The sequence below is a fragment of the Limnohabitans sp. MMS-10A-178 genome (assembly GCF_003063375.1).
Lineage (GTDB): Bacteria > Pseudomonadota > Gammaproteobacteria > Burkholderiales > Burkholderiaceae_C > Limnohabitans_A.
In genome coordinates this window covers 1,422,414-1,443,600 of sequence record NZ_NERY01000001.1, presented here as the reverse complement: position 1 = coordinate 1,443,600, position 21,187 = coordinate 1,422,414, and the positions used below count along the sequence as shown (strand labels likewise).

20 protein-coding genes are annotated in these 21,187 nt (G+C 52.0%); 12 read left to right on the top strand and 8 right to left on the bottom strand.

Annotated elements, in window-relative coordinates:
• Positions 1-12: 12 nt before the first annotated feature.
• From B9Z32_RS07150 to B9Z32_RS07125, 6 genes are read left to right on the top strand one after another with little or no spacing between them, the layout of a single operon-like run.
• Positions 13-1,191: a DsbA family protein gene (locus B9Z32_RS07150; RefSeq protein ID WP_233248120.1), complete on the top strand. Its 1,179-nt coding sequence runs from the start codon at positions 13-15 to the stop codon at positions 1,189-1,191.
• On the top strand, positions 1,188-2,999 hold the full coding sequence (locus tag B9Z32_RS07145) for an arylsulfatase (protein WP_108420563.1): 1,812 nt from the start codon (positions 1,188-1,190) through the stop codon (positions 2,997-2,999). The genes B9Z32_RS07150 and B9Z32_RS07145 overlap by 4 nt, the downstream gene beginning before the upstream one ends.
• Before the next feature lie 33 nt (positions 3,000-3,032).
• Positions 3,033-4,319, top strand: a complete 1,287-nt coding sequence (locus B9Z32_RS07140; protein ID WP_108420562.1) for a hypothetical protein — start codon at positions 3,033-3,035, stop codon at positions 4,317-4,319.
• Positions 4,320-4,332: 13 nt separating this feature from the next.
• Positions 4,333-5,124: an SDR family NAD(P)-dependent oxidoreductase gene (locus B9Z32_RS07135; protein ID WP_108420561.1), complete on the top strand. Its 792-nt coding sequence runs from the start codon at positions 4,333-4,335 to the stop codon at positions 5,122-5,124.
• 2 nt (positions 5,125-5,126) lie between these two features.
• Entirely contained in the window at positions 5,127-6,200 is a 1,074-nt protein-coding gene (locus tag B9Z32_RS07130) for an MBL fold metallo-hydrolase (RefSeq protein ID WP_108420560.1), read from the top strand.
• A 40-nt stretch (positions 6,201-6,240) separates the two neighbouring features.
• Complete coding sequence (locus tag B9Z32_RS07125) at positions 6,241-7,149, top strand: haloalkane dehalogenase (RefSeq protein WP_108420559.1); 909 nt, start codon at positions 6,241-6,243, stop codon at positions 7,147-7,149.
• A 2-nt stretch (positions 7,150-7,151) separates the two neighbouring features.
• On the opposite strand, the gene B9Z32_RS07120 is transcribed toward B9Z32_RS07125, so the two are convergent.
• Positions 7,152-8,834, bottom strand: a complete 1,683-nt coding sequence (locus tag B9Z32_RS07120; protein ID WP_108420558.1) for a sulfatase-like hydrolase/transferase — start codon at positions 8,832-8,834, stop codon at positions 7,152-7,154.
• Positions 8,835-9,020: 186 nt separating this feature from the next.
• On the opposite strand from B9Z32_RS07120, the gene B9Z32_RS07115 reads away from it, so the two are divergent.
• On the top strand, positions 9,021-9,845 hold the full coding sequence (locus B9Z32_RS07115) for a metal-dependent hydrolase (RefSeq protein ID WP_108420557.1): 825 nt from the start codon (positions 9,021-9,023) through the stop codon (positions 9,843-9,845).
• Positions 9,846-9,928: 83 nt separating this feature from the next.
• Here B9Z32_RS07115 and B9Z32_RS07110 read toward each other — a convergent pair whose 3' ends face one another.
• On the bottom strand, positions 9,929-10,921 hold the full coding sequence (locus B9Z32_RS07110; protein ID WP_108420556.1) for a tripartite tricarboxylate transporter substrate binding protein: 993 nt from the start codon (positions 10,919-10,921) through the stop codon (positions 9,929-9,931).
• Positions 10,922-10,942: 21 nt separating this feature from the next.
• Entirely contained in the window at positions 10,943-12,490 is a 1,548-nt protein-coding gene (gene garD / locus B9Z32_RS07105) for a galactarate dehydratase (RefSeq protein WP_108421066.1), read from the bottom strand.
• Between the two features lie 90 nt (positions 12,491-12,580).
• On the opposite strand from garD, the gene B9Z32_RS07100 reads away from it, so the two are divergent.
• From B9Z32_RS07100 to rpoH, 4 genes are all read left to right on the top strand, one after another.
• Complete coding sequence (locus B9Z32_RS07100) at positions 12,581-13,918, top strand: enolase C-terminal domain-like protein (protein ID WP_108420555.1); 1,338 nt, start codon at positions 12,581-12,583, stop codon at positions 13,916-13,918.
• 36 nt (positions 13,919-13,954) lie between these two features.
• Entirely contained in the window at positions 13,955-14,719 is a 765-nt protein-coding gene (locus B9Z32_RS07095; protein ID WP_108420554.1) for an HpcH/HpaI aldolase/citrate lyase family protein, read from the top strand.
• Positions 14,670-15,677, top strand: a complete 1,008-nt coding sequence (locus B9Z32_RS07090; RefSeq protein ID WP_108420553.1) for a sugar kinase — start codon at positions 14,670-14,672, stop codon at positions 15,675-15,677. The genes B9Z32_RS07095 and B9Z32_RS07090 overlap by 50 nt, the downstream gene beginning before the upstream one ends.
• Before the next feature lie 89 nt (positions 15,678-15,766).
• The gene (rpoH, locus tag B9Z32_RS07085) at positions 15,767-16,711 is read left to right on the top strand and encodes an RNA polymerase sigma factor RpoH (RefSeq protein WP_108420552.1); all 945 of its coding nucleotides are present in this window, start codon (positions 15,767-15,769) and stop codon (positions 16,709-16,711) included.
• A 6-nt stretch (positions 16,712-16,717) separates the two neighbouring features.
• On the opposite strand, the gene B9Z32_RS07080 is transcribed toward rpoH, so the two are convergent.
• Genes B9Z32_RS07080 through B9Z32_RS07060 form a run of 5 tightly spaced genes read right to left on the bottom strand, consistent with a single transcriptional unit; the run spans position 16,718 to position 20,858 of the window.
• Positions 16,718-17,332: an SCO family protein gene (locus B9Z32_RS07080; protein WP_108420551.1), complete on the bottom strand. Its 615-nt coding sequence runs from the start codon at positions 17,330-17,332 to the stop codon at positions 16,718-16,720.
• Positions 17,333-17,349: 17 nt separating this feature from the next.
• Positions 17,350-18,246, bottom strand: coding sequence for a heme o synthase (gene cyoE / locus B9Z32_RS07075; protein ID WP_108420550.1), 897 nt, complete (start codon positions 18,244-18,246; stop codon positions 17,350-17,352).
• Between the two features lie 37 nt (positions 18,247-18,283).
• The gene (locus B9Z32_RS07070; protein WP_108420549.1) at positions 18,284-19,396 is read right to left on the bottom strand and encodes a heme A synthase; all 1,113 of its coding nucleotides are present in this window, start codon (positions 19,394-19,396) and stop codon (positions 18,284-18,286) included.
• Positions 19,397-19,399: 3 nt separating this feature from the next.
• On the bottom strand, positions 19,400-20,140 hold the full coding sequence (locus B9Z32_RS07065; protein ID WP_108420548.1) for a hypothetical protein: 741 nt from the start codon (positions 20,138-20,140) through the stop codon (positions 19,400-19,402).
• A complete protein-coding gene (locus B9Z32_RS07060) occupies positions 20,082-20,858 on the bottom strand; it encodes an SURF1 family protein (RefSeq protein ID WP_108420547.1) in 777 nt (258 codons plus the stop codon). The genes B9Z32_RS07065 and B9Z32_RS07060 overlap by 59 nt, the downstream gene beginning before the upstream one ends.
• Positions 20,859-20,873: 15 nt before the next feature.
• Between B9Z32_RS07060 and B9Z32_RS07055 the strand changes: the two genes are divergently transcribed.
• Positions 20,874-21,128, top strand: a complete 255-nt coding sequence (locus tag B9Z32_RS07055) for a twin transmembrane helix small protein (protein WP_108420546.1) — start codon at positions 20,874-20,876, stop codon at positions 21,126-21,128.
• The last annotated feature ends 59 nt before the right edge of the window (positions 21,129-21,187 follow it).

Below are 21,187 nucleotides of genomic sequence, written 5' to 3'. Positions count from 1 at the left end.
AAGAGTTGGCTGATGCCCGTCATCAGCCAACATTTTTTATCTCGAAGTCGCCTTTTGGATTTGCGAGAAAAAGCTGAAATTAAACGCAGCGCCCAACAGCGTCCACACGTTTTGCATTTCTTTCATGAGCTGGAAGAGCCCTATTCCCAGCTTTTAGCTCAAGCCGTCCCACTCCTTCAAGACAAGTACGCCGTTTCTGTCGTACAACACGTGGTGGGGGCGCCTGATGACTCAGCTGTGCCCGAGCGTGACAAACTCAAAGCCTACAGTCAGCAAGATGCAGCTCGTCTGGCCAAGCAGTATGGGCTTCATTGGCCACCCAGTTCACCATCGGCGCCCATTCAGGTTGGCAAAGAAGCACAGCTCACCTCGCATCGTTTGCGAAAAAAATGGGGCCACTATTTAAGTGGCGTTATTTATTACGAAGGTGAGTGGTATTGGGGCATTGATCGACTGCATCATTTGGAGTCACGGCTCAATGCCTTGGGTCTTTCAAAGCAAGCGCCCTCGGCCAAAATGAGTGAACGACGGCCGCTCTTTTTCACACCGCAATATCAAAGTTTGGGTCATGTCCCTGAAGCTACCAGCATTGATTTCTTTTTCTCATTGAGAAGCCCCTACTCCGCCATCAGCTGCGCCAAACTATTTCCTTGGGCCAAAGAACATGGCGTGAAAATCAACTTGCGTTATGTGCTGCCCATGGTCATGCGCGGTTTGCCAGTGCCCGCTGAAAAAAGAAAGTACATCAGTTTGGACGCTGCTCGCGAAGCCTACGTTCAAAATGTGCCTTTTGGCCGGCTCAATGACCCCTTGGGCAAACCCACCGAGCGGGGTTTGGCCCTTATTCCATTTGCCCAAATGCACCAACTGGCCGAAGAATATGTCATGTCCTTCATGCAAGGGGTATGGTCAGAGGGTCTGGATGCTGGCACAGATGCACATCTCAAAATCATCGTACAGCGATGTGGCCTTCATTGGCAGGCCGCCAAAGACATCCTGACAAGTCAAAGCAATGAGCAGCATTGGCGCAGCGTTGCAGAGCAAAACCGAGAAGCACTTTTTGCTCTGGGCTTGTGGGGTGTTCCCTCCTTCAAATTTGAAGACACCGCAGTCTGGGGCCAAGACAGATTCTGGGTCATTGAACAAGCTTTGCACGATCGATTTGATCTGCCCGCTCACACCGAATCATGAAATTCAACAGCAGTACCCTTCGTTCTTGTTTGGCTTATTTGGCCTGCATCTCATTTCTCATTTGTACGCCTGTGTCGGCCAAACGACCCAACATCGTCTTGATGTTGGCCGACGATTGGGGCTTCAGTGATGTGGGCGCTTTTGGCAGTGAAATTCAAACACCCAACCTGAACCAATTGGCCAAATCTGGCGCACGCTTTTCTAATTTTCATGTAAGTGCGTCGTGCTCTCCCACCCGCTCGATGTTGCTCACTGGTGTTGACAACCACCTCAATGGTGTGGGCAACATGCGCGAGACCATTCCGCAATCGCATGTGGGCCGCGCCGGTTACTTGAGTGTGCTCAATCAGCGTGTGGTAACCGTATCGAGCTTGCTGCAAGAAAACGGCTACAGAACCTATGCAACGGGCAAATGGCACGTTGGCAAAGAGCCTCACAACTTACCGCCTGCCAGAGGCTTTGACCGGTCTTTGGTCATGGGCGACAGTGGCGCAGACAACTGGGAGACAGGCAAGCTGTATTTGGACCTGACCGACAAAGTTTATTGGTACGACAACGGGCAAGAAGCCAAAATGCCCAAAGAGTTTTACTCCTCTGAGTTTTACATTGACAAAACCCTTGAGTACCTCAAAGCCGATGCCAAATCAGACAAGCCTTTTTTTGCTTACATCGCCTTTCAAGCCAACCATATTCCGCTGCAAGCACCCCAGTCTTTCATCGATAAATACAAAGGGCGTTATGACGCAGGTTGGGATGTCTTGCGCAATGAACGCCGAGACAAGGCCATTGCCCTGGGGCTGATACCCGCCACTTCCAAGATGGCCAACTTGCCCTCAACCCATGTAGCTTGGAATTCTTTGAGCGCCTCTGACAAAGCCTATCAAGCGCGTCGGATGGAGGTTTATGCAGCCATGGCCGAGGCTATGGACTTTCACATTGGCAGGCTTATCGCTCACTTGAAAGAAACTGGTGAGTACGACCAAACTGTGTTCATGTTCTTGTCTGACAATGGTGCTGAGGCCTCCGACCCTTACGCATTGGCCGTTGGGCGATGGTGGTTGGATCGGCATTACAACCGCGATCTAGATCGATTGGGCAGCAAGGGCGCCTACAGCGTCATTGGCCCCAATTGGGCTAGTGCCGCCTCAGCACCCTTAAGCACCTACAAGTTTTTTGCAGGTGAAGGCGGTATTCGGGTGCCGCTCATTATTTCGGGCATTCCCAACATGCCCAAGTCTGCCAGAAACAAGGTGCATGCCAGCCTCACGCATGTGAAAGACATCGTACCCACCTTGCTTGAGTTGGCTGGCGTGCAACATCCTGGCACGGTCTATAAAGGACAAACCATCTATCCCTTGACTGGTCACAGCCTAATGCCTGTGATTGCTGGCGATGCCATCCGAGTTCGAGGACCCGACGAAATATTGGGCTACGAGTTGTCTGGCAACAAGGCTTTGTTCAAAGGTGATTTCAAATTGCTCAGCAACTTGGCACCCGTGGGTGACGGCCAATGGCGCTTGTACAACATCGTCAAAGACCCTGGCGAAACGCAAGACCTTCAGCTTGAATTTCCCGATCTGTTTTTAAGCATGCAAGCCGACTATGCAAAATGGGCCAAAGCCAATGGGGTGCTTGAGATGCCTGCGGGCTACGATCCCATTCAACAGGTCATCATCAATTCCTTGGTGTTCGTTTACTGGCCGCGCCACCAGATGCATTTGCTCGGACTGCTTGGCATTTTGGTATTGGGATTGTTTTGGTTTTGGCGTCGGCGCAAACATCGGCCTATCGTGCAAGCGGCTCATTGAGCGAGCACCGTCACCGTCATCATCACGATCACCATGGCGCATTCTGGTTACTTTGACAGCCCTTGGCCTTGCGAGGACGCAGGGCCATCTCGACTTCAAACACCGCACAACACGGCATGCCTGAATTTGAAGCCCGGAACCAAATTGGCATGCACGTCCAGAAGCACACGGATGTCGACCATGACGGTATTGGGTGCGCCAGGCGAAGTATTTCTGCTAACTCACTCCGCCATTCGCGCACGGTTGGGACTACCCACCACAGCGCAGGTTTCTCGCATTGACCCCTTGACATTAGAAACACTCGAAAGCTCTCCAAGGCTTGAGGGCGGTCCTATGTGGCCAGGTGGCATGGCGGTTCATGCCAATGGCCACATCATTGTGGTTTATGGTCGGTTTGCACACAAACTCAACCGTCATTGCCAACCAGTGGCTTCGTATTTATTGCCACGCCATGAACCCTACAACAGCTTTGTGGTGCTAGGCAATGGCTTGATCGTGACCAAAAATTTATCGGCCACCACGCCCGCGCAACTCACCACGCTGCACCCCGATACCTTGAAAGTGGCCAGTAGCGATGTGGTGTGCCCCGAAGCTTCCATTGCGCGCCTCAGTGCCCATGGCAATACGGTTTATGTGGTGGGCGTCAGCCGCGTTTTCAGATACCACTGGCATGCAGCCTCACAGCAATTGAAACGCGATCCTGATTGGGAGTTTCATTACCTCCGAGATGCCCCCCAAAGCTATGGCTGGGACATGGTCATTGACGGCGAACACGGCTGGTTCATGGACAACGGCAAGCACAACTACATGGTCAGCATGTTGGGTGCAGGCCGCCACAAAGCAGCTAACCGGCTCATTCGGGTGTCATTGCACAATGCACAATCGCATCAAAGTTGGGAAGTCAGTGGCCTGCCCTACGGCAGCATTAGCAATCCGCCCTTGATCGATTTAAAACGCCGCATTGTGGTGGGCTACGACTCGGCCAATCGGCATTTGCGAGCTTGGAAAATAGACGCCGCTCACAATGGCAACGAACACGATGTTGAATTGACGCCGCTTTGGCATCACGCTCAGTTTGGTGCCGCCAGCCATATGCTGCTGTTTGCCAAAACCGGCGAACTGTGCGTCAATGACTACAGCCGCTTTAACGAGCAAGTCCTTGTTTTGGACATTGAAACAGGTGAAGAAAAAGGGCGTGTGCAAACGGGTGGGCGCATGCAAGGTGTGGTGTTTCCCAGCGTGGGCTGGCACCAAGATTTTTACTGGTGCTCCATGGACCGACTGGCCCGAATTTACGTCCCCTCACTTATGTTGAATTAAGCAAGCCATTTACATGACTAAAACCATATTGATCACAGGTGCTGGGTCTGGCATTGGCAAAGACTCGGCGTTTGCCTTGGCCGCCAGAGGGCACCGCGTATTGGCCACCACCCAAACTCAGGCTCAAGCAGAGGCACTTGCCCAGGAGTCTCAAAACAAGGGCATTCACCTGGAAGTTTTCAAGCTTGACATCACCCTGGAATCTGACAGAAAGCTCATTGAGCCCTTTGCCATTGATGTTCTGGTCAACAACGCAGGCATGGGTGAATCGGGCTCTTTGGCAGAGGTTGACATGCAACGTGTTCGCAAAATTTTCGAAGTCAACTTGTTTTGCACACTGGAACTTACCCAACTTGCATTGAGCGGCATGATTCAACGCGAAAAAGGAACTGTCTTGCTGGTGAGTTCCATTGCTGGCAGAGTTCCCATGCCCTTTCTCATGCCCTACAGCATGAGCAAGTTTGCCCTTTCGGCAGCGGGGGCAGGCCTGCGTGCCGAAATGGATCAACTCAAAAAGAATATTCACATTGCACTCATTGAACCCGGTGCCATTCATACCGGATTCAACCAAGCCATGACCGACAGCAAATATAAGTGGATGGGGCCATCCTCCTACTTTGCCCACCAAGCTCAGAAGATGCAAAAACAAGAGCGCGCTACGTTTAAATTTTTAGAAGCTAAAAATACCGACGGCATCGTCAAACAAATCATCAAAGCTTGCGAAGCCACTCGGCCCAAATTGCGATACACCTCACCTTGGATTCAAGGCTTTGGCGTTCGCATGGCCAGAATTTTTGGAGTTTAAAAATGCGCATTGGAAAACTGGCGTCGGTCTTCATCGTTATTGCACTGCTTGCAGGCAGCCTGTATGCGTTTCGAGAACCTCTGAGTTTGGCCGTGGCCAAGCGCGTCACAGAACAGCGAATGGGCAGCAATCCCCTCCAAAACTTACCCGATGGTTTGCACATTGCCGTGTGCGGCGCAGGCTCCCCCATGCCTGACGACAAGCGCGGTGGGCCTTGCACTCTGGTCATTGCTGGACAACAACTTTTTGTCTTTGACACCGGCAATACCAGCGCACGCAACATCAACAAAATGGGCTTCAATGCCGGCAACATTCAGGGCATCTTCCTCACGCACTTTCACTCAGACCACATCGATGGCTTAGGTGAATTGCTGCTACAGCGATGGGTCTCCAATTCAAATACACAACCCGTTCCGGTGCACGGCCCCGAGGGTGTCGACATCGTGGTCAACGGGTTCATGCAGGCTTATAGCTTAGACCGTGGTTATCGGGTGGCGCACCATGGCGAGGCCATTGTTCCAAGCAGTGGATTTGGTGCTAAAGCTGTTCCGTTCAAAACCCAAGCATTTGAAACCACGCTGGTGTATGACAGTCAAGACACAAAAATTCACGCCTTCAGTGTGGCTCATGCCCCCATTCATCCTGCAGTAGGCTACAAAATTCAATACAAAGACAGAAGCATTGTCATCAGCGGCGATACCACCCCTTCTGTGCATGTGACCAAGGCTGCGCAAGGTGTAGACGTACTGATTCACGAGGCCATGTCGATGGAATTAATGAAGCTGCTCCAAGAAGGCGCAAAAACGGCCAAACGTGACAAGCTCGAACAAATCATGAAGGACATCACCGACTACCACACCTCGCCCGTGCAAGCCGCCGAAATTGCCCAGCAAGCGCAGGTGTCCTATTTGCTGCTGAACCACATTGCCCCGCCACTTCCACTGCCAGGCTTGGTAGATGCGTTTCTAAAAGGCACGGCAGAAGTTTTTAAAGGCAAGATTCAAGTGGCCAAAGATGGCGATTTCTTGAGCTTGCCAGCGGGAAAGAAAAGCATTGACGTCAGTCATCGCTTTTAAATTTTGAATTTAGAAAACACTTAAAGATTGAAATCAATTCATGCGTCAATTGCCTCAGATCAAAAACTTTCTTCGCACACCCGAAGAAAGATTTCAAAACTTACCAGACTTTCCTTACACGCCTCATTACACAGAAGTTGGCGGCTTGCGCATTGCTTATATTGATGAAGGCCCCAAGGATGGCCCTGTGGTCTTGCTCATGCACGGTGAGCCTGCATGGTCTTTTCTTTACCGCAAAATGATTCCGGTTTTGGTTCAGGCCGGCATGCGTGTGTTGGTGCCCGACCAAGTAGGTTTTGGTCGCACCGACAAACCCACTCAACGCTCAGACTACACCTATGAAAATCATGTGCAGTGGATGAGTGCTTGGCTTGAATCGGTAGATGTTCAAGACATTACTCTTTTTTGCCAAGACTGGGGCTCGCTCATCGGCCTTCGCATGGTGGCCGAAATGCCTGACCGCTTTGCCCGTATTGCCCTGAGCAACGGCGGCTTGCCCACTGGCAATGAAAAAATACCCAAGGCATTTCACATCTGGCGCGCCTTTGCCATGTACAGCCCTTGGTTTCCAATTGGCAAAATTGTGCGCGCGGGTTGCGCACAGGGCCTCAGCGATGCGGCTGTGGCCGCCTACGATGCGCCTTACCCCAGTTCTCGCTATGCAGTGGGTGCGCGGGTCTTCCCAACCTTGGTGCCCATTCATCCCAGCAATCCAGCGCGCGAAGCCAATGAGCGGGCTTGGGAGATGTACAAGGCCTGGACCAAGCCCTTCATTACCTTGTTCAGTACGCGAGACCCCGTGACCAAAGGCGGTGAAAAGATGTGGCAAAAAAAGGTGCCGGGTGCTGCAGGTCAGAAACACACCCAAATTCGCGGCGCAGCCCACTTTGTGCAGGAAGACAAAGGGGAAGAAGTGGCAGAGGCCTTAGTGTCGTTTATCAGCGCTTGAACTCAGTTGCCGTAGTAAACGTATTCGTCAGACGGCAGCATAGGTTGTCGAAGGTGTTTGTCGATGGCAATGGCTGCCTCGGCAATTGAGGGCCAGCTGGGTTTGACTTGCGTGGCATTGAAAGCCTCTAACTCTTTTTTCAGGAGAGCCACTCGCTCAGGCTCCTTCGCAGCCAAATTGGTTTGCTCAGTGGGATCGGCCGCTAAGTTGTAGAGCCAATCTTTTCTGGGGTTTTGCGTGACTTGTAATTTCCAATCGCCTTTTCGAATCACACGATAAGAATCAGTTCTCCAGAACAAAGATCTTTCGGGGCCCTTTTCAGTAGGCTTGGCCAATTGAGGCAAGAGATTGATGCCGTCCATCGGTCGATCGGTAGGGAGCTTGGTGCCGGTAGCTGCTGCCACAGTTGAAAAAATGTCCATGTGGTTAACAGGCAGTTGCGGCTTCACTCCCTTTGGAATACCAGCAGGCCAACGCATGAACATGGGAACACGGATGCCGCCCTCAAAGAACGTGGCCTTCCAGCCCCGATATGGTTTGTTCAATCCATCGAGACCCACGTAATGCGCCCCGCCGTTGTCACTGGTAAATATGACCAGTGTGTTGTCGTCTAAGCCCTTGTCTTTGAGTGTTTGCATCAAGCGGCCAATGTTGCGATCTAGGTTGCGAACCATGGCCGCATACACACGCAGTGTGTGGTCTTCGATGTGCGACAGTGCAGCGTAGTCTTCTTTGGTAGCTTGCAAAGGCGTGTGAGGTGCGGTGTAGGCTAGATATAGAAAGAACGGCTGATTGCGATTGGCCTCAATGGCTTTTTCGGCTTCGTCAGTGAGGTAATCGGTGACATAACGTTTGGGCTTGAAAAGTTCGCTGTTGTTAAAGCGCATGCCAAAACTACCAGCAGCCCATTGAAATCTATCAATGATGTCAAACGATTGCTGAGCGTTCACCACATTGGGATCGTTCTCTGGCAAGTAAAGAGAGCTGGCATGGGGAAAAGACAAAGACTCTTCAAAGCCATGCTCGTAAGCTCTAAATTGAGGTGCATCGCCCAAATGCCACTTGCCCACATGCAGGGTTCGATAGCCTTGCCCCTTGAGCAAGTTGGCCATTGTGATTTCGGAGCGTGGCAGTCCCATGGTTTCGTAAGGGATCAGATCTTTTTCTCGATCGGCGTGATAGATGGGGTCGTGAAGTTGGTTGGGGCCCTTGTAGTGGCCTATGACTTTCATGAACTGCTTAGGCGTTGGGGTGAACTCAAAACCAAATCGAGTGGGATAACGGCCGGTCATCATGGCAGCACGTGAAGGCGCACACGTGGCATTGCCGGAGTAGCTGGTTTCAAAATTGGCGCCTTGCAGCGCCAAACTGTTGATATGAGGGGTTGGAACAGAGCCCTTTGCCAAGCCACCACCGTTCAAGGTGATGTCGTTGTAGCCCAAGTCGTCGACCACAATCAGGATGACGTTGGGTGGTTTGACGCCAGAACTGTTTTCTGGAACTGTCGACTTAGCAGATGGAATGGTCCAGGTCACTTCCCTGTTGGGTGCATGCTCTTCCCTGACAAAGACTTTCACAAACCACAAAAGCACCTCTGCTCGACCGCCCTTGGCGTACAGTGCGCCCACCGCCAAGGCAAAAGCAGCAATGACCAACCCGAAAGCAATGACAATTTTTTTCAGCATCAACAGTACAAGCTTATGGTTTTGATAATTGGCATGTTAATGCTTTGAACTTGTTGCCCCAGATCATAAAAAACCCTTTTAAAACAAGGCTGTCAAAGAAACATACATGAATGTATGGAAAATATAGCAAAATAAGCCATCACCGAGAAGCCCTCCAAAACCCTCGGTTCCCCCTGAAAGAGCCTCATGTCCGAACTTGCAGTTAGAAAATTATTGGTTGACCTCACAACGCCCTTTGAACAGCGCTGGTGTGGTGGTGATGCATTCAAGTCAGCCTTCTTCAATGCGCTCTCTATGAGCTTCCCTGTTGGCGAGCAGTTTTTCATCGACTCCGTGCGCGAAGGTGCCAAACAAATGGACCCCGCCATGCGCGAGAAGTTTGCCGCTGAAGTTCAAGGCTTCATTGGCCAAGAGGCCACGCACCGCCGCATTCATGCTTTGTTCAATGGCCACATTGAGCTTCAAGGCTTTAAAAATATCATTGCGGAGCGCTCTGCCAAACGCATCAAAGCCAACGCAAATCAAAACGTACGTCAACAATTGGCCGCCACTGCAGCCACCGAACACTTCACCGACATCTTTGCCGACTGGCTCTTAAACCATTCCGAAATTTTTGAAGGCACAGAGCCACGCCTCAGAACCATGTGGCAATGGCACGCTGCTGAAGAAGCTGAGCACCGCTGCACAGCCTTTGACGTTTACAAAGCCTTGGGCGGCAATGAAAAATGGCGTATACGCATTTTTCATTATGTGACTTACACCTTCCTCACCGACGTCATGCTGCAAACCATGCACAACCTGTGGCGCGATGGCAGCCTGTTCAAACCCAGCACCTGGAAAAGCGGCTACCAGCTCTTACTCAGCAAGAATGGTTTGTTGAGAAGTAACTTTGGTCACTGGAAGGCCTACAAAAAGGCTGACTTCCACCCTGCACAGCAAAGCGCTTTGCTGTCAGAGCAATGGCTGCAAAACAATACCAGCGCTTACAGCTTGGTGGGCCGAGGCAGCTGATGGGGCATTGAAAACCAGATCAATCTAATGCGCAAATTGATCTGGGTTCATGGCTAAAGGTACAGCGCCACTCAAAGTCATCCTTATTCGAGCTTGATGTTGGCCGCTTTAATGACTTGCGCCCATTTGTCAATTTCTGCTTTTTGAAAGCTCAATACCTGCTCTGGCGTCATGACAGAAGGTTGCATACCTAGGCCCTTGATGCGATCTTGCATTTCGGGTGTTTGGATGATCTTGAGAATTTCAGCATGCAATTTATCGACAATGGCTTTGGGCGTTCCAGCGGGCGCAAACAAGGCCTGCCATGACACCACTTCAAAACCTTGGGTACCTGGCCAGCCAGATTCGGCCACTGTAGGCACATCAGTGAAGGCGTCCGTCAAGCGTCTGGCCGAAGTAACTGCCAGTGCGCGCAACTTGCCACTTTGAATGTGGGCGCCCGCCACCACCGTGGTGTCGAACATGAAATCGACTTGTCCGCTCATCACATCTTGAATGGCCGGTGCACTGCCCTTGTAAGGCACATGGGTGAACTTCACATCACCTCTGAAAGCCAATAGTTCTTGAGCCAAATGTTGTGATGTGCCGTTGCCTGCAGAAGCACCCGACAACTTTCCAGGATTGGCTTTGGCTGCGGTCATCAAATCGCGCAGCGTTTTGTAGGGACTGTTGGCTGCGACCACCAAGACCACAGGGTTGGTGCCATACAAATACACCGGTGTGAAAGATTTGATGGGGTCATAAGCCAGCTTGGGATACAGGCTGATGTTGATGGCATGCGAGCTGATGGTGCCGCCCAGTAGGTGATGGCCATCGGCGGGGGCACGCGCTGCAATTTCTGAACCTACGCTACCGCCCGCTCCGCCCTTGTTTTCAATGACCAAGGTGGTGCCCAAAGCAGCACCCAACTTTTGGGATACCAAGCGCGCCAAGATATCGGTGGTGCCACCTGCTGGAAATGCGACCAAATAATTGATGGGCTTTGAAGGCCACGCAGCCTGGCTGAACGCAGTTGTAGTGAGCAAGCCTGAAGCCAGTGCAACAGAGGTTTGTAAAAATTGACGACGTTGGGTCATGAGAGTCTCCTTTTTTAAGTTTCAAGTGATGGGTGCGGGGTTGAATAAGACCATGGCGTTGTGCAGTTTCCAATGCTCAGCCCAAGTTTGGCGGCCACTGGCGACATCCAACAGCAGCTTGAACAATTCCCAGCCGCCTTCTTCAATCGAAATTTCGCCATCGGCAACTCGGCCCGCATTCAGATCCATCAAATCATGCCATCGCCGGGCCAAATCTGTTCTTGTGGCCACTTTCACCACAGGGCAAGCTTGCAAGCCATAAGGCGTGCCGCGTCCGGTGGTGAACACATGCAAGTTCATGCCAGCGGCCAATTGCAAAGTGCCACAAATGAAATCGCTGGCCGGTGTAGCCGCAAATACCAAACCCTTTTGAGTTGACTTGAGCTTTTCACCCGGCGCCAAAACATGTTGGATGGGCATGGAGCCGCTCTTCACAATAGAGCCCATGGCTTTTTCAACAATGTTGGACAAGCCGCCCGCCTTGTTGCCTGGCGTGGTGTTGGCGCTTCGATCGACTTTGCCACGTTCTAAGTAGCGGTCGTACCAGTCGAGTTCACGCACGATGCTGTGTGCCACTTCAGGGGTGGCAGCGCGATGCGTGAGCTGCTCAACGGCATCGCGCACTTCTGTGTTTTCACTGAACATGATGGTGGCGCCAGCACGGACCAGCAAATCGGCGGCATAACCCACAATGGGATTGGCAGTGACGCCAGAGAACGCATCGCTACCGCCGCACTGCACACCGACCACCAATTCACTGGCGGGCAAGGTTTCGCGTCGTCTGGCATTCAAGCGCGCCAAATGTGGCTTGGCGCCATCGACGATATGTTGCAACATGGACATGAAGCCAACGTGCTGATCGTCTTGCAAACAAATGGTGTCGGGTCCATCAGCATTTGTCCGCTCGTCTACCAATGGAAAACTACCAGGCGGCAACAAACGTTGAGGCGGTAATTTTTCACAACCGAGACTGATCACAAACACTTCGTTGCCAAAGTTAGGATTGAGGCTGATGTTGCGCAGGGTGCGAATGGGAATGACGGCATCGGGCGCATCAATGGCCACACCACAACCATAGGTGTGTTCTATGCCTACCACGTCGTCCACGTTGGGATAAAGCGGTAACAACTCTTCTTTGATTTTTTGTACTGCCAAGGACACCACACCTGCAACGCATTGCACAGTGGTAGTGACCGCCAAGATGTTGCGAGTGCCCACTGAGCCATCGGCATTGCGATAGCCCTCAAAAGTAAATCCTGTTAAGGGTTCAATCGATGGCTTTGGCGCAGTGGCCATGGGTAAATTTTGAAAGTCGCGCGCTGCAGGCATCTCAAGCAGACGTTCATGCACCCAACTGCCTGCAGGGATATTGTCTTTGGCAACGCCCACACTCACGTTGTATCTCAGAACCGCTTGACCTGCAGCAATATCAATCAAGGCCACTTTGTGTCCTTGAGGCACCGCATTCAGTAGGACCAGTGCGTCAGAACTCATTCCCCTTCGAACACGATCGCCCGGCTTCAAGCCACCTGCTGCGACCACGATGGCCACATTGTCAGCAGGGTGCATCACAATGCTTGGATGAATTTCAGGGTTCACGAGAGCAATGATAGCTTCACACCCGCCATAGAATGACACAAGCAAACCCTAACAAACCCTATGAATGCCGACCGCCACACCCCTAGCATTGTCAAACTGCAAGTCATTCCCGTTGCTGGCCGCGACAGCATGTTGCTCAACTTAAGCGGTGCGCACGGCCCCTACTTCACCCGCAACATCCTGATCTTGACCGACTCCAGCGGCAACACTGGCATTGGCGAAGTGCCGGGAGGTGAAAAAATTCGCCAAACACTAGAAGACTCAAGAGCTTGGGTAGAAGGTCAAAGCATTGGCAACGCCAAGAACTTGCTCAACAGCCTGCAACAAAAATTTGCCGATCGCGATGCAGGCGGTCGCGGCAATCAAACCTTTGATTTGCGCATAGCCATTCATGCCATCACCGCCATCGAAAGTGCCCTGCTCGATTTGTTGGGTCAACATTTGGGGGTGCCAGTGGCCGCCTTGTTAGGTGAAGGACAACAACGCTCACAAGTTCAAGTCTTGGGTTATTTGTTCTACATTGCCGATCGACTTCAAACCGATCTGCCTTACCACTCAGAGCCTGAAGCCAACAACGATTGGCAACGCCTGCGCCACGAGGCGGCCCTCACGCCTGAGGCCATTGTGCGTTTGGCGAAAGCTGCGCAAGACCGCTATGGCTTTCAAGACTTCAAGCTCAAAGGCGGCGCTATTCGCGCAGAGGAAGAAGTTGAAGCCATTGTGGCCTTGCATGAAACCTTTCCTGAAGCACGCATCACGCTAGACCCCAATGGCGGCTGGCTGCTGAAGGACGCCATTCGATTGCTGCGCGATCATCGCAACACCATGGCCTACGCCGAAGATCCATGTGGTGCAGAAGGCGTATTCTCTGGGCGTGAGGTCATGGCCGAATTCAAGCGCGCCACTGGCTTGCCCACCGCCACCAACATGGTGGCTACCGACTGGCGCGAAATGGCCCACAGCATTCAACTTCAAGCTGTTGACATTCCGCTGGCCGACCCACACTTCTGGACGCTTCAAGGCTCGGTGCGTGTTGCACAGTTGTGCCAAATGTACGACCTCACATGGGGCTCACATTCCAACAACCACTTTGATGTGTCTTTGGCCATGTTCACACACTGCGCGGCGGCAGCACCCGGAAAAGTAACCGCCATTGACACTCATTGGATTTGGCAAGACGGCCAATACCTCACTCAAGAACCATTGCAAATCAAGGGCGGCATGATCGATGTCCCCACGGCCCCTGGCTTGGGCGTCAAGCTGAACATGCAGGCCGTCGAAGCCGCACACCAGCTTTATTTGCAGCACGGCTTGGGTGCGCGCAACGATGCCATGGCCATGCAATATCTCATTCCTGGCTGGACCTTCAATCCGAAGATGCCCGCCATGGTTCGATAATTTCAAGTTAACTTCAATTTTTAGACATCGCCCACCATGCAAGCCATTCACAATAAATTCAAACAAGCCATTCTCAGTGGACAAAAACAAATTGGCCTCTGGTCACATTTGTGCAGCCCCATCAGCATCGAAATATTGGCAGACTGCGGCTACGACTGGCTGCTGCTTGACATGGAGCATTCCCCCAACGACTTGAGTGAAATCTTGGCTCAACTTCAAGCCATGAAAGGCGGAACCGCCACCCCCATCGTGCGCCCCCCTTGGAATGACATGGTAACTTTCAAACGATTGCTCGATATTGGTGTACAAAACTTGTTGGTGCCCTACATTCAAACCGCAGAAGAAGCCCGCAACGCAGTGGCCTACACCCGCTATCCACCGCATGGCGTTCGCGGCTATGCGGGCGCTCCCAGAGCCAGCAATTACGGTCGCATCAAAGACTACGCGCACCACAATGCCGAAGAGTTGTGCTTATTGCTTCAAGTGGAAACGCTACAAGGCTTGGATAATTTAGAAGCCATTGCCAATGTCGATGGCGTTGATGGTGTGTTCATTGGCCCAGGCGATTTGTCTGCGGCTCTGGGTCACTTGGCCAACCCCAAGCACCCCGATGTGTTGAAAGCAATTGACGATGCCATTGCCCGCATCAAAGCCTGCGGCAAAGCGCCTGGCATTCTCACAGGCGATGAGGCATTGGCGCAACATTGCGTGGCACAGGGCTGTTTGTTTGTGGCTGTAGGCGCAGATCAAAATGTCTTGCGTGACAGCGCCACAGCTCTTGCACAACGCTTCAAAAGCTAAATCCATCTTGAAGCCTCTTCAATTTGTTGCCATTGGAGAATGCATGTTGGAAGTGCAAGCCAATGGCTTTGGGCCATCGGTTCTTTCTTACGGTGGCGACACCTTCAATACAGCTGTGTATTTGCGGCGTTGCTCATCACCCGACAAAATTGAAGTGAGCTACACCAGCGGCCTGGGCACAGATCACCTCAGCCAAATACTGCGCAATGAGTGGGAAAAACTAGGTCTCAACTTAAACACCGTGGAATACATTGAAGGCAGATTGCCAGGCATGTATTTGATTGAAACCGATTCAAACGGCGAACGCACTTTTCATTTTTGGCGAGAAAACAGTGCAGCCCGAGCGTACTTTCAAGCGTCTGTCACGGCCCTTGAAAAAAATTTGAATCGATTTGATTGTCTTTACTTTAGTGGTATTTCACTGGCTATTTTGGATGCCGCTTCGCGCACCCGAATGTTTGCATTGTTAAAGCAGGCTCAGCTCAATGGCTGTCGAGTCGTGTTTGACAACAACTTTAGGCCCAAGCTCTGGCCTGATCGCAAACTGGCACAAGAGATTTATCTTCAAGCTTTTGCAACGTGCCATACCGCCTTGATCACTTTGGACGATCATCAAGCTGTGTTTGAAAGCAACTCCTTAGAAGAAGCCTTGGTCCATGCAAAAAGTTTGACCATCCCTGAGCTTGTCATCAAACGCGGGGCTGAACATACCTTGGTGAGGCCAGAGAAAACCAAGGAATGGCTGAGCATTCCCACCCTCAGCGTTCAACAGGTCATTGACACAACCGCTGCGGGCGATGCCTTTGCGGCAGCCTATTTAAGCCGACGCCTATGCGGCGCCAGCGCCCAAAGAGCAGCCGAGTTTGGCAATGCCGTCGCCTCAAGAGTCATTCAATACCGAGGTGCACTGATCCCAGAAGACGCACTACAAGACCTCATTTCCAGTCCGGTTTATTGATAAATATCAATAAAATCAATAAGTTATATATTTAGCACTCCCCATAAGAGAGTGCTAAAATTCCTACCATTATGGAAAGGAGTTCTGGTATGACAAACCTCGCTGGATCCCTAGACACTGCGGTCACCCTGAAAAACCCATGGGCCGTCGTGCCTTCGTTGGGTCACCTCGATGCTTACATTTCTGCGGTCAACCGCATGCCCATGCTCACCCCAGAGCAAGAGCAAGAGTTTGCACGCAAACTGAAAAACGAAAATGACCTTGAGTCAGCCAGTAAGTTGGTGCTCTCGCATCTGCGCGTGGTGGTTTCTGTAGCACGCCAATACTTGGGCTATGGCCTGCCCCACGCCGACCTCATTCAAGAAGGCAACATCGGTTTGATGAAAGCCGTCAAACGCTACGACCCCGATCAAGGTGTGCGCTTGGTGAGCTACGCCATGCACTGGATCAAGGCCGAAATTCACGAGTACATCTTGAAGAACTGGCGCATGGTCAAAGTGGCCACCACCAAGGCACAGCGCAAATTGTTTTTCAACTTGCGCTCTATGAAGCAAGGCCTCAAAGCCGAAGCCGATGAAGCCACTGGTACGCACCGCGACACCCTTACCTCTTCTCAAATTGACAGCATGGCCAAAGACCTCCATGTCAAACGCGAAGAAGTGATGGAAATGGAAACGCGCATGTCTGGCGGCGATGTGCTGCTCGACCCCTCGCCCTCAGACGATGGCGAAGTAGCCTATGGCCCCATTGCTTATTTGGCCGATGCGCACCACGAACCCACCGCCATGATTGAAGCCCACCAGCGCGACATGATGGCCAGCGATGGCATTGCCACCGCATTGGCTTCGCTTGACGAACGCAGCCGCAGAATTGTGGAAGAGCGTTGGCTCAAAGTGAACGACGATGGCTCGGGCGGCTTAACCCTTCACGACTTGGCCGATGAGTTTGGCGTAAGCGCTGAGCGCATTCGCCAAATTGAAGTGGCGGCCATGAAGAAAATGAAAGCGGCGTTAACGGAATACGCTGAGGCTTAATTTGCCTTATTTCAAAAGCAACTTGAAGTCATCTGCCAGCGCCTGTGCGCCCATGCCATAACGGTTGAACAAGCGCACTCTGCCTTGCGTGTCAAAGGTGTAGCTGCCCGCAGAATGGTCCATGGTGTAGCTGGTAGGAGTTTTGCCTTCCACCCGCTTGAAGTAAATTTTGAACTCTTTGGCTATGGCAGGAAGTTGCTCCTGCGTTGGTCTCAAGGCCACAAAGCTGGCGTCAAAATTCTCAACATAAGCCTTTAACAATTCGGTGGTGTCGCGTTCAGGGTCAACCGTGACAAACACGGCTATGAGTTTGTCGCCATCAGGCCCTAGCAAACGCTTCACTTCAGCCAACTCTTGCATGGTGGTAGGACACACATCAGGGCATTGGGTATAGCCAAAGAACACCACCACCAACTTACCTGAAAAGTCTTGCAGCTTGCGCACCTGGCCATTTTGATCGGGCAAGTTCAATTCTTTGGCGTAATCGGCACCGGTGATATCAACGCCTTTGAATGCAGGCTTTGGCTCTGAGCAAGCAGCCAAACCCAGCAACGAGGCAACAAGGGTTAAGACCGACAAGCATCTCAACCATGGCGCAAAAAAACTTTTACTTTTAAGCATGACAAAGTTTGAGTAAATTAAAACAAATAGTGATCGATCAACAAAGCCGCAAACAACACGCTCAAATGAATGAGCGAAAACTTGAAGGTTTTGCGCGCCAGCTCGTCTGAGTAATTGCGCCACAAAGCCCAGGCATAGCCAATGAACATGACACTTAAAACCACTGCCGCTGCAAGGTAGAGCCAAGAGCTCATGCCATAGGCAAAGGGCATTAGGCATGAGGCCATGAGCACAAAGGTGTAAAGCAAAATTTGAAGCCGAGTGAATTCATTGCCATGCGTCACGGGCAACATGGGCAGGCCCGACTTGCGATAGTCTTCCACGCGATACAAGGCCAGCGCCCAAAAATGCGGCGGCGTCCACAAGAAAATAATCAAGAAAAGAATGAGTGCTTCAGGGCCAACATTGTTGGTCATAGCAGCCCAACCCAACACGGGCGGCATGGCGCCAGATGCGCCTCCAATCACAATGTTTTGCGGTGTGAGCGGTTTCAAAATGACGGTGTAAATGATGGCGTAGCCCACAAACGTGGCAAAGGTGAGCCACATGGTGAGAGGATTGACTGCAAAGTACAAAATAACCGAGCCAATGCTGCACAGCACGCCTGAAAACAACAAGGCTTGCATGTCGCTCAACTGGCCTTTGGCGGTGGGGCGCCATGCCGTGCGCTTCATTTGAGCGTCGATGCTTTTTTCAATCAAGCAATTGAAAGCAGCGGCAGCACCAGCCACCAACCAAATGCCCACACAGGCCACAAAGCCCAACCACACTTCGGCCCAAGTGGGCACACCTGGCACCGCCAAGACCATGCCAATGAGAGCGCAAAACACAATGAGTTGCACCACGCGGGGCTTCATGAGCGCGTAATACTGGCGCCAAGGTGAGCCAGCTTGTAGTTCGGCAGCGGTGCTCATGCAATAGTTCTTCTTGTCAAAATAATCATGTTCATTGTCAATGCGTTTTGCTTCGGCTCAGCATGTAGGTGAGTGTCATCATGATGGCGCCTGCACCGCCCGTATGGGCCACAGCAGCCAACAATGGCCAACCGAGCACCACGTTGGACAGGCCGGTAATGAGCTGTAGCGCTAAGAATACATAAAGAAGGCGGGTTAGGCCCGGTAGGATGTTGGCTTTTTTAAATTGCCACACCATGAAAGCCGCAAATGAGAACACCACCAAGGCCATGAGACGGTGTACAAAGTGAATAGACACCAAAGCTTCCATGGGCAGCAATTGGCCCGCTGCATCCATGCCAAGGCTGCGCCAAATTTGAAAACCTTGCGAGTTCCAGGCAGGCCACCACTGGCCATTGCAATCGGGAAAGCCGTCGCAGGCCAGCACCGCATAGTTGGTGCTTACCCAAGCGCCCATCGCAATTTGCAAGGTGAGCAACGCAGCGGCAATCCAAATCAGTTGGCGGTGTAGCGGCGCAATGGCTTGGCGTTGAGATTCTGGCTTCCACGCCACTTGCGCAGACAACAACACCAACAAGCCAATGCCACCCAGCAGGTGCAAAGTGACAATGGCCGGAAACAGTTTCATGGTAACCGTCAGTGCGCCAAACGCACCCTGCATGCACACCCAAAACAAGGTGACCCAGGCCCAAAAAGGTTTGACTTGCCAAGCCCCATTGAAACTGTATTGGCCTTTCCAACGCTGCCAAGTGCTGCTAATGGCCAACACCAATATCAAGAAACCCACCGCCGTGGCCAGGTAGCGGTGAATCATTTCAATCCATGCTTTGCTGTGCGTGACAGGGCCTGTGGGCATGGCGGCTTCGGCGGCGTCAATGTGCGCCACAGCCCCTATGGGGCTTGCGCTGCCATAGCAGCCGGGCCAATCGGGGCAACCCAAACCAGAGTCGGTGAGCCGTGTGAAAGAGCCAAACAAAACCAAATCGAATGTGAGAAACAAAGTAAGCACGGTGATGGCGCGCAATTTGGAATTCACAGAATTGCGGCGATTGCTGTACAACGTCCACACCAAGGGCAGCAATGCAATGAGCACGCCCATGCCCAGCAAACGCAGGGTGGGTGAGAGGTTGTACAGATCGACTTCGTTCATTTTTTATCGGCCTGGTGTGTCCCAGAAAGATGAAGCTCTTAGCAAGCGATCTAGATCTTTTTTGGCTTTGGAGGCAGCACTCAAATCAATGCCTGGCGGAAAGCGCATCATCCAATTGCCCATGGGGTCAACCACGTACAAATGGTCTGGCAATTGACGACCTGCTGCAGGTTGCAACCATTCGGAAAGGCTTTGCTCGTTGACACGCAAGACGGTGGCTTGCGACAGGGCGGGCAGAAGCTTTTCATCTACAGGGGCATCGCCTGTGGCCAACCAAACCCAATCAATGCGTTCTTTTTCTTTGCCCAATGACTCGCGCAATTGACGCTGAAAATACAAATGCTTTTGACAGGTTTCATTGCATGACGCATCGGCCACACTGACCAACAGCCACTGGCCTTTGAGTGAATTGAAAGGTACTTTTTCGCCACTGATTTTGGTGGCTTCAAGGGCCGGCAAGGTGCGCTGTGGGTCAATCAGCTCGCCGTGGTTACGCCGACCTTCGGGACGAATGACGTAGTAGGTGAAGTAAGACGCAATGACGGGTGAAGCGCACACCAGCAACACGGCCAACATTTTCCAGCGTCCTGATCGCGTGCGCTTTTCATCGGCCAAGACCACCTCTGTAGGGTTTGGCATAGAGTGCACCGTCAAGCCCAAAGGTGCATCTTCCCCTTGGGCTTGTTCAGCGAGGGGCTGTGGCTTTGGATTTGAGACGGGGTCGGACAATTTGGAACCAGACATAAAGCAATGCAATCAAAAGTGCCAAACCAAACCATTGGAAGGCATAACCGTAGTGTTTCTGAACACCTGAAGCAACCTGAGGCCATTCACGCAGCAAGCCTTCAGACGCTGCACCTACTTGAACAACTGAGATTTCCAACAAGGGCAAGCCAGTCTCAAGACGAAAATCTTGCAAGTCTAGATTTTGCCGTATTACGGCCTTGGCCTCCTCGCCCAGAGCGTAAAGCTTGGATGGCGGCAAGGCTATCAAGCCTTTTAGAGAGACCACGCCTGAAGGTGTTTGAATGGTTGGTAAGCGTGTGCGGTCGATAAAGTCTCTGCCCACCCAGCCGCGCTGCACCAACACCACGGCACCGGTGGCTTGTACCTTGAAGGGGGTGAGCACATAAAAACCTGGCCGCGCATTCATCTGGCGGTTGTCCAAAAAGACGGTGTGCTTGTCTACCCATTCGCCTTCTAGCTGAACAGGGCGATGCAACAAATCTGAGCGCTTACCTTCTGTGTCTTGCTGCGCACCCAAAGCCGCACCATCCAAGGCTGGCATTTGGGCCTTTTGAGTGATTTGTGCCTGCCAATCGAGCTTGGTTTGCGCCCTGCCCAATTGCCAAAACCCCAAAGAACACGCAATGGCCACGCACACCGACGCCAACAAGAACCACAGTACCAATTGAAGCTGTGTGTTCTTTTGAAATGGCGCTGACAATGCTGACCAACTCATCCGATAATTCCGTTCATGAAAATCATTGTTGCACTAGCCTTCTTTGGCATTTTGGCCAGCCTGGCCTCCGCCCTTTTTTACATGATGCGCGGCGGCGTAAAAAACCCATCAGATCCTGCGGAGGGTGAAACTGTTGCGCCACCACCCAAAGGCAATATGGTCAAGGCCTTGGCTTTTCGCGTGGGCTTGTCGATTGTCCTCTTTATTTGCATCTTGATAGCTTGGCAATTGGGCTACATCCAACCCTCTGGCATTCCGGCTGGTGCTTAAAAACAGTCCTTCACAAAGCCATTCACAAAAAAAGCGCCCAAGGGCGCTTTTTTCTTGGG

Excerpts from the sequence above, each read along its gene's own strand:
- B9Z32_RS07065 (WP_108420548.1), bottom strand. The coding sequence starts at position 20,140 with ATGTCTGGTTCCAAATTGTCCGACCCCGTCTCAAATCCAAAGCCACAG.
- B9Z32_RS07140 (WP_108420562.1), top strand. The coding sequence starts at position 3,033 with ATGGCGCATTCTGGTTACTTTGACAGCCCTTGGCCTTGCGAGGACGCA.
- B9Z32_RS07060 (WP_108420547.1), bottom strand. The coding sequence starts at position 20,858 with ATGAGTTGGTCAGCATTGTCAGCGCCATTTCAAAAGAACACACAGCTT.
- B9Z32_RS07115 (WP_108420557.1), top strand. The coding sequence starts at position 9,021 with ATGTCCGAACTTGCAGTTAGAAAATTATTGGTTGACCTCACAACGCCC.
- B9Z32_RS07145 (WP_108420563.1), top strand. The coding sequence starts at position 1,188 with ATGAAATTCAACAGCAGTACCCTTCGTTCTTGTTTGGCTTATTTGGCC.
- cyoE (WP_108420550.1), bottom strand. The coding sequence starts at position 18,246 with ATGAGCACCGCTGCCGAACTACAAGCTGGCTCACCTTGGCGCCAGTAT.
- B9Z32_RS07090 (WP_108420553.1), top strand. The coding sequence starts at position 14,670 with ATGTCTTGCGTGACAGCGCCACAGCTCTTGCACAACGCTTCAAAAGCT.
- B9Z32_RS07125 (WP_108420559.1), top strand. The coding sequence starts at position 6,241 with ATGCGTCAATTGCCTCAGATCAAAAACTTTCTTCGCACACCCGAAGAA.
- B9Z32_RS07135 (WP_108420561.1), top strand. The coding sequence starts at position 4,333 with ATGACTAAAACCATATTGATCACAGGTGCTGGGTCTGGCATTGGCAAA.
- B9Z32_RS07110 (WP_108420556.1), bottom strand. The coding sequence starts at position 10,921 with ATGACCCAACGTCGTCAATTTTTACAAACCTCTGTTGCACTGGCTTCA.
- garD (WP_108421066.1), bottom strand. The coding sequence starts at position 12,490 with ATGCACCCTGCTGACAATGTGGCCATCGTGGTCGCAGCAGGTGGCTTG.
- B9Z32_RS07095 (WP_108420554.1), top strand. The coding sequence starts at position 13,955 with ATGCAAGCCATTCACAATAAATTCAAACAAGCCATTCTCAGTGGACAA.
- B9Z32_RS07120 (WP_108420558.1), bottom strand. The coding sequence starts at position 8,834 with ATGCTGAAAAAAATTGTCATTGCTTTCGGGTTGGTCATTGCTGCTTTT.
- B9Z32_RS07130 (WP_108420560.1), top strand. The coding sequence starts at position 5,127 with ATGCGCATTGGAAAACTGGCGTCGGTCTTCATCGTTATTGCACTGCTT.
- B9Z32_RS07070 (WP_108420549.1), bottom strand. The coding sequence starts at position 19,396 with ATGAACGAAGTCGATCTGTACAACCTCTCACCCACCCTGCGTTTGCTG.
- rpoH (WP_108420552.1), top strand. The coding sequence starts at position 15,767 with ATGACAAACCTCGCTGGATCCCTAGACACTGCGGTCACCCTGAAAAAC.
- B9Z32_RS07055 (WP_108420546.1), top strand. The coding sequence starts at position 20,874 with ATGAAAATCATTGTTGCACTAGCCTTCTTTGGCATTTTGGCCAGCCTG.
- B9Z32_RS07100 (WP_108420555.1), top strand. The coding sequence starts at position 12,581 with ATGAATGCCGACCGCCACACCCCTAGCATTGTCAAACTGCAAGTCATT.
- B9Z32_RS07150 (WP_233248120.1), top strand. The coding sequence starts at position 13 with ATGCCCGTCATCAGCCAACATTTTTTATCTCGAAGTCGCCTTTTGGAT.
- B9Z32_RS07080 (WP_108420551.1), bottom strand. The coding sequence starts at position 17,332 with ATGCTTAAAAGTAAAAGTTTTTTTGCGCCATGGTTGAGATGCTTGTCG.